The sequence below is a fragment of the Alkalibacterium indicireducens genome, assembly GCF_039522005.1.
GTDB lineage: Bacteria > Bacillota > Bacilli > Lactobacillales > Carnobacteriaceae_A > Alkalibacterium > Alkalibacterium indicireducens.
In genome coordinates, this window is record NZ_BAAADA010000210.1 from 1 (window position 1) to 2,169 (window position 2,169).

At 38.1% G+C, this 2,169-nt stretch carries 2 protein-coding genes; both read right to left on the reverse strand.

Annotated features, from left to right (window positions below; translation table 11 throughout):
- Positions 1–100 precede the first annotated feature (100 nt).
- Positions 101–544, reverse strand: a complete 444-nt coding sequence (locus tag ABFX15_RS11795; RefSeq protein ID WP_346025594.1) for a MarR family winged helix-turn-helix transcriptional regulator — start codon at positions 542–544, stop codon at positions 101–103.
- Between the two features lie 577 nt (positions 545–1,121).
- Positions 1,122–1,676 carry a CDP-alcohol phosphatidyltransferase family protein gene (locus tag ABFX15_RS11800; RefSeq protein WP_346025595.1) on the reverse strand — a complete coding sequence of 185 codons (555 nt, stop codon included), beginning with the start codon at positions 1,674–1,676 and terminating at the stop codon, positions 1,122–1,124.
- Positions 1,677–2,169 lie beyond the last annotated feature (493 nt).

Here is a 2,169-nt window from a genome sequence, read left to right on the forward strand (position 1 = left end):
TTTTAACTAAAAAAACGACAAGAGAGCCTATACCTAAGGCATTCTTGTCGTTTTGACTGTCAAACTCGAGATTATGAAAGCGAATAAAGGTTGGCCCTAGTTAAGTGTCCTGTAAGCTGACTGCTTTATACCCGACTTTTTTTAGGGTGTTCTGTAAAGTTTTTATTTCTTCTAATGTGCATTCTTCAAAAATTTCAGCTATTTTATCTGCATGCTTAGGAAATATTTCCTTCATCAGAGTATGCCCTTCCTGCGTGAGCTCGCAGAAGGTGACTCTTCTGTCAAACTTATCGGCTACTCTATCGACAAATCCTTTTTCCTCTAGTCTGTCAACGACATATGTGATGCTGCTTGAAGCTAACAGGATCTGTTTTCCGATCATCTGTATTGGTTGACGTCCTTTATTGAATAGAAGTTCAAGTACTGAAAACTCGGTTGCATTCAATCCATAAGATGCCATATCATTTTTTACTACTTTTTCTACACTTGAAGATGCTTTAAGCAAAATTGTCAATGCTTTAAGCTGGTCTCTATTGTCATTCATCTTTCTCACCACCTAATAAGGTAAATACTTTTCTAGTGGGTATGGCAGGGTCACATTTTCAGTTTTTTACTCCTGACTATTGTCCTAGATTATGTCCATGGCAGAAATTTTCAGTTCAGGATATTGACACATTAGGATGCGTTCTTACATGAGTATTTTAAATTATGACAAGACTATCCGAAACTCTTCAGCTGTTCATTCTCAACCCATAAATTCATAACTGACGATTCCTGCTGATTTGTCATTCAAATTATGATACATAAAATCTAATGCGTTTGTCAACACGCTGGTCATTCAGTAATTATGTTCCGGAGTAATAGTAATAGCAATATCCAACCATTTTATTCGTTTATCTTGTCGGGTCTTTTTTTTCTGTGCCATGAGGTCATCTGTTAAAGACGGCAATACGGGGTCTTCTAAAGGTGGTAATTGAATGATTTGATAACATTCAACTCATTACTGGCTTCAAGGTATTTCTTTGCATTATCCAGCCCCACTCCAGTTTCCATGACATTACTCCTCTTGCTTTCCACTAGTTTATCACACGTAAATCAGAATTTTATAATAACACACCTTATTATACTTCGTTACTGTGCATATCTCTGAATAACTTACTGTAATGATAAAATGCACTGATTTGAAAGATACTCGCTACGCCTACCAGAAGAACTACGGTGCCCTCAGTCAGTGTTGGGAAAAAAACAGCAATGAACATAGTGAAGTAAAAGACGATCGTAGCAACTTTACCCGGCCAGATCGATCCATCCAGTGTTTTCTGTTTTTTATACAGCCGGATGTTTTCTACAAACATATAAGTTTCCTTCACCAGGAAAAGAATAAATAGAAAGAGAAACACCGGCCACTTAAACATTAGAACGGCAACGACTGCCACCTGGGTCAGTTTATCGGCAACAGGATCAAGAAGCTGTCCGATTTTTGTCCCCTGATTAAAGCGTCTTGCTATAAACCCATCCACAGCATCAGTCAGTCCGGACAAAACCAGAATACCCGTCGCGTACACATATTCACCATGGGATTCAGCAGACATATAAGCAATTACAAAATACGGAATAAGTATTAACCTGAAATATGACAATATATTTGGAATAGTGAACCAGTCTTTTGCGTTCATCTGTCCTCATCCTCCCGTCGAATATGGGTACCGCTCATTTATTTTTTAATCCGGATTATCATGGGCAATTTGAAATGGAATAATATTCTCTAAAATGATGCCTGTCCATTCACTTGTCAGATCAAATGACCTGATTTGTACTATTTTAGTATACTTAATTTGACCGGTAATAGCAATTTAGAATCGAGTAGGAGATAAATGATTAATTCATTTATCGTCCTCTCACACCACCGTACGTACGGTTCCGTATACGGCGGTTCAATATCTTAAGTAAGCAGACTCTGCTAGGTCTCGTAGTGAAACTACGTTCCACCGGTAGAGTCTTTTCGTTGTAAGCACCCAATGAACTTCAGGTGTTTTTGACAGTCTCCAGTATTTCTTTCTGGAGTAACCAATGCGTTTAGCACTGTCCATATCTAGGCCTAAACGCATTAATCTGCTAATCTTAGTACGTGGATTTTTCCATCTTTTTAAAATGAGTTGCCTGATACGG

Bases quoted from the DNA above. Each gene is read 5' to 3' on its own strand.
- ABFX15_RS11800 (WP_346025595.1), bottom strand. From the start codon at position 1,676: ATGAACGCAAAAGACTGGTTCACTATTCCAAATATATTGTCATATTTC.
- ABFX15_RS11795 (WP_346025594.1), bottom strand. From the start codon at position 544: ATGAATGACAATAGAGACCAGCTTAAAGCATTGACAATTTTGCTTAAA.